6 protein-coding genes and 1 pseudogene are annotated in these 8,865 nt (G+C 64.5%); all 7 read left to right on the forward strand.

All coding sequences use genetic code 11. The features are described from left to right. Positions 1–36 precede the first annotated feature (36 nt). The 7 genes and pseudogenes from BUA24_RS13005 to BUA24_RS11120 all read left to right on the forward strand — a co-directional run bounded on the left by BUA24_RS13005 (position 37) and on the right by BUA24_RS11120 (position 8,313). Entirely contained in the window at positions 37–252 is a 216-nt protein-coding gene (locus tag BUA24_RS13005; RefSeq protein WP_084660452.1) for a hypothetical protein, read from the forward strand. Further along, positions 147–437 (forward strand): annotated as a pseudogene (locus tag BUA24_RS13010) (transposase); the annotation flags it as partial. The gene BUA24_RS13005 and the pseudogene BUA24_RS13010, both read left to right, overlap by 106 nt. A gap of 948 nt (positions 438–1,385) precedes the next feature. Then, entirely contained in the window at positions 1,386–1,841 is a 456-nt protein-coding gene (locus tag BUA24_RS11100) for a PadR family transcriptional regulator (protein ID WP_084660454.1), read from the forward strand. Between the two features lie 332 nt (positions 1,842–2,173). Next, positions 2,174–2,392, forward strand: a complete 219-nt coding sequence (locus BUA24_RS12300; protein ID WP_143146541.1) for a DUF5666 domain-containing protein — start codon at positions 2,174–2,176, stop codon at positions 2,390–2,392. Between the two features lie 52 nt (positions 2,393–2,444). Beyond that, complete coding sequence (locus tag BUA24_RS11110) at positions 2,445–4,763, forward strand: efflux RND transporter periplasmic adaptor subunit (RefSeq protein ID WP_072792586.1); 2,319 nt, start codon at positions 2,445–2,447, stop codon at positions 4,761–4,763. Beyond that, positions 4,760–8,032 (forward strand): efflux RND transporter permease subunit, encoded by a 3,273-nt coding sequence (locus BUA24_RS11115; RefSeq protein ID WP_072792588.1) that lies wholly within the window; start codon positions 4,760–4,762, stop codon positions 8,030–8,032. The genes BUA24_RS11110 and BUA24_RS11115 overlap by 4 nt, the downstream gene beginning before the upstream one ends. A 38-nt stretch (positions 8,033–8,070) precedes the next feature. Next, positions 8,071–8,313, forward strand: coding sequence for a winged helix-turn-helix transcriptional regulator (locus BUA24_RS11120; RefSeq protein WP_218587478.1), 243 nt, complete (start codon positions 8,071–8,073; stop codon positions 8,311–8,313). Positions 8,314–8,865: the final 552 nt, after the last annotated feature.

Consider the following 8,865-nt stretch of genomic DNA (forward strand, 5'->3'; position numbering starts at 1 on the left):
GCGAGGATAGAAGAGAAGGCATCGTAGCGAGATGGCATGGGTTCGGGGAGAGCCGGATGCGGTGGAAGTCGCACGTCCGGTTCGGAGGGCGGACCAGAGAAACCCACCAACGGAAACGTTGGCAGGGCGCTCTGGTTCGACCCTACCTCGCCAACACTCGCCTTGACGAGACAAGAAGACGGGTACAACACAACATCTATGGCCACCGAGGCAGAGGCGAAGATCCCCTCTATCGGATCCGCAAACTCTTGACCATGGCAAAGGAGAGACTCACCGAGAATGCCAACGTCAAACTTACTCGCTTCCTTGAAGCTGGCGACCCAGACAACGAGGTGGCTACCGCCGAAAGAGCCAAGGAGTCCCTTGACACCGCCAATTCCTCTTTACTACGTTTATCACTCTGGCAGCGAATGTCCGAAAGATTAATAGCTTCGTAGCGGCCAAGGTCGCCAACACCATCAACCGGTTACCCAAACCACGACGTCGAGATCGCCTTGGCAACTACCAGTCCGACCAAGAGACACCGCCGGGAAGCTAAATCAAGCACCGCAACATAACGACCACAAGCAAGGTCTTATCCCCTCACGCCCCGAAACCGGGGCGTGAGGCCCTTTTGTGCCAACAATCGAGGCAACAGCCACAATCCAGTATATTTCTGACCCCATTTGACTGCCCGAACAGGGCAACGCCGGGTTTTTGGTGAGTTTCGCAAACGGCCCTTGGTGGGCTTGATGTGGCATAAGGCGAAACCGTTTTCCCAAGTAGACAGCCTGCCAGTCCGACTACCCCCACCGAACACCGTGATTCACCAGGGCGCGGGTGATCGGTAGGGAAATCAACCAGGCCGAGAGTTCTTGGGACCGGCACGCCGAGGAGCTCGAAGGCACGGCGCTCGGTCGGAGTCGGCGTGGCGAAGGGGCCGACGTCGACGGATGAGACCCGCCAGCGTGGTCCTGGGAAGCGCGGTCGTAGGGAGAAGGAGAGTCTCACAACCCTGGGGGGAAGCGGATCGTCTCTGGAGCGACGAGGGGCCGGCCGACAGCGAGCTGGACGTGGTCGCCAATGGGGATGTCGGCAGGGTCGCCGAGGTAGACCTTGCCGTCGTAGAAGGCGGTCACCTTGGCCAGTTGCTACCGGAACCCCGTAGCGCACGACGTCGGTCTGTCGATCTCCTCGTGTCAACCCGTGGCTGCTGATGTTCAGGGAAGCTGGCATGCATCCCGGGAAGATCGGTGCCGCGCGCCTGCCTGGCAACGGGGGACGGCATCAGAGCGACGTGCTTCCTCGTGATGGTTCGGCGACCCAAGATGGCCCGACACGGCTGCGTATGCGCTGGCGCTGGAGAGCCGCGACTTGCGAAATCTCGCATCGTGCTATAATAGGCAATGTCAGGATTTCGCAGGATTCGACGTCTCTCCTCGATCAGGAAAGTCGGGGGAGCAGAAGGAGGTGTTGTGATGGTCGGAGAGTATGGAACAGGTAGGGGAGGCCACCGAGGTGGAGGTCGCGGTGTGGTCCGCTATGTCGAGGCATCCGTGCTACTGCTCCTCGCCGAACGGCCGGCGCATGGCTACGAGCTGAACGAGCGCTTACGGGAAGTATTCCCCGTGCCTGAGCAGCTGCCGGATGTCTCTACCATCTATCGAGCCTTGGCGTACCTCGAGGCCCAGGGCGCCGTTCACTCCACGTGGACGGCTGGCGACGGCGCAGGCCGCAAGGTTCACGAGCTGACTGAGGTAGGACGCGACCTGCTCAGCTTCTGGGCGGCTCGGTTCCAAGAAGAGCAGACCGGCCTGGTGCGGTTCCTCGAGCACTTCGAACGACTGATGCCACCTTCATGAAGGTCGCATTTCCGCTGACACTTGCCCACCCAGACCTCTGGCACGCAACCCCCCGTTTTCAACAACAACAGCCAACAACAGCAACAAACGAAGGCCACATGTATTGGAGTTTCGAGAGTTTCAGGTCGAAAGCGGCCAGTTCGATGCGCTGCGGCTCGCGGCGGCTCGCGGTCGTTGCCTTACTATCGGTGGCGGCTTTACTTCTCGCTGCCTGTGGCTCCAGCTCGAGTTCTCCCACGCCTACCACGAGCTCGACAACGGCGCAGCACACTCCAGGCAGAGGCAACGGCTCAGGAAGCGGCGGTGGTGCCGGCAGCGGGCTGGCCAACGGGGTGACCGTCACGGTCAAGGCTGTCTCTGGTGATCAGATTACGGTCACCACCAAGGTGGGCCGGACGAAGACCGTCCTGGTGGGCTCCACGACCACGATCACCCAGAACGGGACGACGACCTCACTCTCGGCGGTCAAGGCCGGTGAAACCGTCCTCGTCAAGGGACACCTCAACTCCTCTGGAGCCATCGTCGCCACCTCGCTTGCGATTCAACCCTGACCTCCTCGCACTCGCACCGATTCGACCTTCATAGAAAAGGAGGAGAACTGCTGTGGTCCACTTGAAGGAACACGTCCGCAACCTGATTCGCCGCGTGCCCGGTCTTTCGCGTCACAAGATCGCAGTGATCGCAGCGCTGGCCGCCGTGGCGGTACTCAGTGTCAGGACTCCACTCATCTTGGCGGCGGCCTCGTCGAGCAGCGACCCTCCGGCGGCAGGAAAAGGCGGCGGCAAGGGCCTGCTCAGCGTTGAGGTCTCCCCGGTGGCGGACCAGGTCGTGGCGCCCACGATGCAGCTGTCGGGAGTAGTTGCCTCGGCAAGCACGTTGGACGTCGTTGCCGGCCAGAGCGGCCTCGTCACCAGTGTCTTGGTCGCTCCCGGGCAATCGGTGAGCGCCGGCCAGACGCTCGCCCAGCTGTCGTCGCCGTCGCTCGAGTCCTCCCTTGCCCAGGCAGAGGCGAAGGTGGCAGGAGACCAGGCCAAGCTTGCCGAAGACCAGGTTGGGACCGGATCAGGCGGGCTCACCCAGGCCCAGGCGCAGCTCGACGCCGCCCAAACCGCTCTTGCCAACGCCGAGCAAGCCCTCAGCGACACGAACGTCGCGAACGAGGCTGCGCTGGCTCAAGCACAGGCCCAAGCTGCACAAGCCGCCCAGACGGTCTCCAACGACCAGGAGAGCCTCACCACCGACCAGCAGGCGCTCGCGGCCGACCAGCAGGCGCTGTCGAGCGCCCAGAGCCAGGTCACGAACGGCCCCGGCGCGGGCCAGAGCATCCCCGCCTACGGATCGAGCGACGACCTACCCACCACCCAGAGCGTGCTCGGCAGCGACGAGGATGCGCTCGCGGCCGACCAGCAGAGCCTCACCCAAGCCCAAGAGTCCCTCCAGTCCGCCCAGCAGGCCGAACAATCCGACTGCCCGTCTGGATCGAGCAGCACCACCCCATCGCCCCAGTGCCAGCAGGACCGTTCGGACGCAGCGACCGCCCAGACCCAGGTCGACGCCGACCAGGCCGCGGTGCAGGCGGCCACCCAAGCGGTCAGCACGGCCGACAAAGTCGTTGCTGACTTCGAAGCGCTCGCCAACGCCCAGGCGGCGGCCTCGACTGCCCAGGCCAACGTCGGCGCCGTCCAGGCAAGGGACTCCCAAAGCCAGGATCAGGCCCAAGCCCAGGTCAACACGGCCCAAACGGCGCTCAGCAACGCCCAGGCCGGTCTGGGTGCCAGCCAGAGTACCGCCTCGGACCAGCTGAGGCTCGACCAGGCGACCGTCGGCGCCGATGAGGCAGCGGTGAACAGCGTTCAAGCCCAAGTTGACGAGCTGACGGTGACGGCCCCCTTCGCCGGAGTCGTGAGCCAGGTCCAGGTCACCCCGGGAGCACTGGTGCAGAACACCACGCCGCTACTCACCCTGGTCGGCAATCACCTTCTGGTCGACGTGACGCTCTCCCCGGCACAGCAGCTCGAGCTCCAGAGCCAGCTCGGCGACCACGCGAGTGTCGCCCCCGCCGTGCCCGGTGCCGCCGCGGTCGCCGCAACGCTGACCCAGATCTATCCGACCACCAACGCCACCAACCAGGGGTTCACCGCTGTGCTCACCCCGGACGCCCCCTCGAACGAGCTCAAGGTAGGCCAGCCAGCCACCGTCACCCTCACCGAGGCCGGTGTGACCGGGCTTGCCGTGCCGAGCGCCGCCATCGTCTACCCGTCGCCCAGCCAACCAGCGGTCTACGTCGTCACCCCGGGACCGGGAAACGGTAAGGGAGCAGGAGATGGCAAGGGAGCCGGCAGCGCTGGGAATGGAGCCGGCGGCCCCGCAGGAGGCGGCAAGCCCGGGGTGGCCAAGCTCGTCGACGTGACCTTGGGTGTGCAGACTTCGACGCTGACCGAGACTCGCTCCGGGCTCCAGTCCGGCGAGCTCGTGGTCATCCTCGGACAGACCTACCTGGCCTCTGGCGACCATGTCCTTTGGAGTGTCGCAGGTGGGTCTGGGTCAGCCTCGAGCAGTCCGTCGCCGGCCACGCCATCGATGGGAGCGTACAACGGATCGGCCGTCCCGGCTACAGGCAATGGCGCCGGGGCCGGCGGAGGGGCGGGTGGAAGGCTCGCCAAGGGGGTCTCGGCCACGATCGAGAAGGTCGTCAACGCCCACCAGGTGGTCGTAGCACTCGGGCCGCAGAAGGTCACCAAGACCGTGGATGTCACGTCGGCGACGAAGATCACCAAGGGGGGCGCCGCAGTGCCGGCCAGTGCGCTAAAGCCGGGCGAGCACGTGGTGATCAAGGGCTCGCGTGGGGCCAACGGTGCGATCACGGCGACGGCCATCTCCATTGGCTATAGCGGCCCGCACACCACGAGGAGCTTCCCGTGAACCTCACGCGCACGATCATCCGTCGGCCGATTGCCACCACCATGATCTTCGGCATCATCGGTGTAATGGGAGCGGTGGCCGCCACCAAGCTCCCGATCAACGAGCTGCCGAACGTCACCTTCCCGGCGATCACGATCAGCGTCGCCGATCCCGGCGCCAACTCGACCACCGTGGACCAGCAGGTCACCAAGCCCCTGGAGCAGGCCCTCCAAGGGGTGAGCGGGGTGACCAAGATGGTCTCCACCTCCTCGGAGGGAAACGCCAGTATCAACCTCAGTTTCGTCGGCGGCACCGACGTGAACGCGGCTGCCAACGAGGTGGCCCAGGTGGTCGCACGCGCGCAGAAGCAACTGCCGGCGGGTATCAGCCCACCGGCGATCAGCGAGGTGAACCCACTCGCCACCCCACTCATGACCGTGAACTTCTCCGGCAACATCCCTCCGGCCCAGCTCTACGACGCCGTCGTAACCTTGGTCGAGCCGCGACTCGACCAGGTGACCGGCGTCGGTCAGATCACCTTGGCCGGCGGGCTCGAGCCAGAGGCCAACGTGGTCGTCGACCCGGCAGTGCTCGCTGCCCGAGGGCTCAGCCTGAAAGATGTCACCTCGGCAATCGCGGCGGAGAACGTGAACAGCGCGAACGGCTCCACCTCGAGCGGCCAGAGCTCCAACTCGGTCTCGACGACCAACCAGGCCCAGAGCCCATCCCAGCTCGGCAACCTGGTGGTGGGAAGCCCCGGCGGGCTCCCGGTGACCTTGGGCGAGGTGGCCTCGATCCAGCAGGGCTTCGCCCCGCAGACCACCACCAACGAGCTCAATGGCCAGCCGACCACCGCCCTCACCATCCTCCCCCAAACGAGCGCCAACGCGGTCGCCACCAACTCGGCGCTCGAGACCGCGCTCGCCCAGATCCAACCGCACCTTCCTCCGGGCATGCACTACACGGTTACCGCCGACTCGACCACCTTCACGCTCGCGTCCCTTTCGGCCACCGGTGAGGACCTGGCGCTGGCTATCCTCCTGGCGAGCTTGGTGATCCTGTTCTTCCTCCAGTCTGCTCGCCAGACCCTGATTGTGGCCACGGCCATCCCGACGGCGCTGCTTGCGACGGCCCTCATGATGTTCTTCTTTCACTTCAGCTTGGACTTGATCTCTTTGCTCGCGCTGTCGCTTTTGATCGGCATTCTGGTCGACGACGCGATCGTAGTCATCGAGAACATCACCCGGCATCTCCACATGGGCAAGGACCCGGCCACTGCCGCTTACGACGGGCGGATGGAGATCGGCGCGGCGGCGGTTGCGCTCACGCTCACCGACGTGATCGTGTTCTTGCCGATCGCCTTCGTGACCGGCAACACCGGGGCGATCTTCAGGGAGTTCGGCATCACGATCGTGGTGGCGAGCCTGTTCTCGCTCCTGGTCTCGTTTACGCTCACTCCGATGCTGGCCGCACACTGGTTGAAGCCAGGACGCCTCGAACCCCGCCAGCGGGTCACGCGGGCGATGAAGCACACACTGGAGCGGGGGATGGCTTTGATGCAGGCCGGCTACGAGCGTGTGCTCCGACGTTCGCTCCGCCACCGACCTGTCGTGCTGTTGGTAGCGATCGGCGCCTTGGTGATGACGATCGCCTACCTCCCCTCCGGCCTGCTCGGGACCGCCTATGTCCCCCAAGCCGACACCGGCATCGTGGTCGGCAATGCCCAGATGCCGCCGGGCACCACCCTCGCTGCCACCAACGCCGCCTTGGAGAAGCTTGCGGGCAAGGTGCTGCACCTGCCGGGTGTGACCGACGTAGTGGTCCAGGCTGGTCAGGGGGGCGGGGGCGGCGGAGGCGTGACGACGAACACCGGCACGATCACTATCGATCTCGTGGCGGCGAGCAAGCGGCCCGAGTCGATCTACACAGTAGAGACCGACGTGTCGAAGATGGCGCATTCGATCCCTGGGCTTCGGGTGGGAACGAGCGTCCCCACTCCACTGGTCTCGCCGGGCAGCTCGGCGATCGCCGTCATCCTGCGCGGCCCTGACCTCGCCACGCTCGACCAGCTCTCCACCAAGGTGGTCTCCGCGATGCGAGGTCTCCACGGCTTGGCCCAGGTGCAGTCGACCGCCACCCAGGCCGCCCCTGCCTGGAACATCGTGGTCAACCAAAGCGCGGCGCAGTCCTTCGGGCTGACTGCCCAGGAGGTCGCCGCCGAGGTCTCCACCGCAGTGAACGGCACGACCGTCACCACGTTGCAGACCTCCTCGGGGGTTGCCGAGCCGATCCAGGTCACGGTCCCCGGCAACACCTCCCTCGGTCTCACCCAGTTGGAGAACCTCCCGATCGCGCAAGCCCCTCCTTCTGCCGGCGGGTCTGCCGTGAGCGCATCGTCTGGTCTGCCCTCGGGTTCTTCGGTCACCTCCACTGCCACGGGCACCGCCGCGCTCCCCGGGGGCAGTGTACCAGCTCCTGTCACCCTCGGACAGGTGGCCACGATCGTCCACGCGGCAACACCGCTTGCCATCAACGAGTACGACGAGCTACCCCAAGTGACCGTGCATGCCGGGATTGCTCCTGGCGTCGCGCTCGGCACCGTGACGGCCGAGGTGCAAGCCGCTGTGCACAAGGTCGGCTTGCCGCCCGGCTACGACTTCTTGATGGGGGGCCAGTCCAAGCAGCAGTCCGACGCCTTCGCTCCCCTGCTCTTGGCCCTCTACCTTGCACCATTCCTCATCTACATGCTGCTCGCGGGGCTCTACGAATCACTGCTCCTGCCCTTTGCGGTGCTCTTTGCCGTCCCGCTTGCGCTCTTCGGGGGACTCGGCGCCTTGGTGGTCTTCCATCAGACCCTCAACCTGTTCTCGCTGCTCGGCACCATAATGCTCGTCGGGCTGGTATCCAAGAACGCGATCCTCCTCGTGGACTACACCGAGACGCTGCGTAAACGCAGCGTCGAGCGCCACCAGGCGATCATCGATGGAGCCCGGACCCGGATGCGCCCCGTCCTGATGACGACGGTCACCCTGGTGATCGCCATGCTCCCGGTCGCATTCCTGGCAGCACCGGGATCCGAGTACCGCTCACCGATGGCGCTGGTACTGATCGGTGGCATGTCGACCTCGACCCTGCTCACCCTGATTGTTGTACCGACGCTGTACATCTACCTCGACAACGTGCGCCAGAGCTGGTTCCGCTTCCGCGGGAAGTCGCTCGGATACCCCGAGACCGCGACCGACGAGGACGAGCGCACGGCTGAGTTACCACCAGTCAGTGTCCCCGGATGACTACGACGCCGCAACACGCTCGTCCGCTGGTGACTGGGATGGCTATCGACACGCATAGTGAACGGCGGCTGTCCCATCAGCTCATCGCCTTGCTCGGCGGGCGCTGGACGTTGGAACTACTGGCCGCGTTGGCTGACGGAGGTCGGCGGTACCAGGATCTCCATGACTCGCTGGCGGGGATCTCGCACAAGGTGCTGACCGACACGCTACGACGCGCCGAGCGCAACGGCCTGATCAGCCGCACCCCTGATCCCGGGCGGGTCGACACCGCGACGCTCTAAGAGCTCACCGCTCTCGAACGGTCTCTCGACGAGCCGCCCGCTGCGCTGGGGCAGTGGGGGGACGCGAAGTGGGACCTTGTCGATGCGGCCCACCGCCGCTGGGATGTCAAGGCGGACGGACGGTGAATGGCCACCCTTGTGCTCTCTCTCCGGTTCCTTCGGGCACTTCGAGGTGAGCCAGCTTTCGTTGAAGTGCCTCTTGGATCGGGTGTATGGCTGGTAGTGGAGGAGACAACCCCTCATCCGCTACGTGGGGATCATGCTCCTGTGGAGGTCATCGCCCATACAACTTCGTCGAGGAAGTGGTCACGCGAGGTCGTGTGCCTAAAGTTGTGCAAATAGGCCATAGAGTCTTTGGAACCGTGTCTATCTTAGTAAATGGTTATAGAACTGTCATTGACTTTTGATCTTTATTTAGTCCTTGACAGTGGAAGTAGAGTGTCTATCAGTTATCGAGATCCAAGTAGGCAACCGGTTCATCACAGTGTGGACATAAGCCTCAAGGTCCAATACGAGAGCAGAACAGGTTACACTGAAGGACATCTCTGAACC

Source organism: Ferrithrix thermotolerans DSM 19514 (assembly GCF_900128965.1).
GTDB lineage: Bacteria > Actinomycetota > Acidimicrobiia > Acidimicrobiales > Acidimicrobiaceae > Ferrithrix > Ferrithrix thermotolerans.

What these genes read in the sequence shown, in the direction of transcription:
- BUA24_RS11120 (WP_218587478.1), top strand. Translation starts at nt 8,071, where the DNA reads ATGGCTATCGACACGCATAGTGAACGGCGGCTGTCCCATCAGCTCATC.
- BUA24_RS11100 (WP_084660454.1), top strand. Translation starts at nt 1,386, where the DNA reads ATGTCAGGATTTCGCAGGATTCGACGTCTCTCCTCGATCAGGAAAGTC.
- BUA24_RS13005 (WP_084660452.1), top strand. Translation starts at nt 37, where the DNA reads ATGGGTTCGGGGAGAGCCGGATGCGGTGGAAGTCGCACGTCCGGTTCG.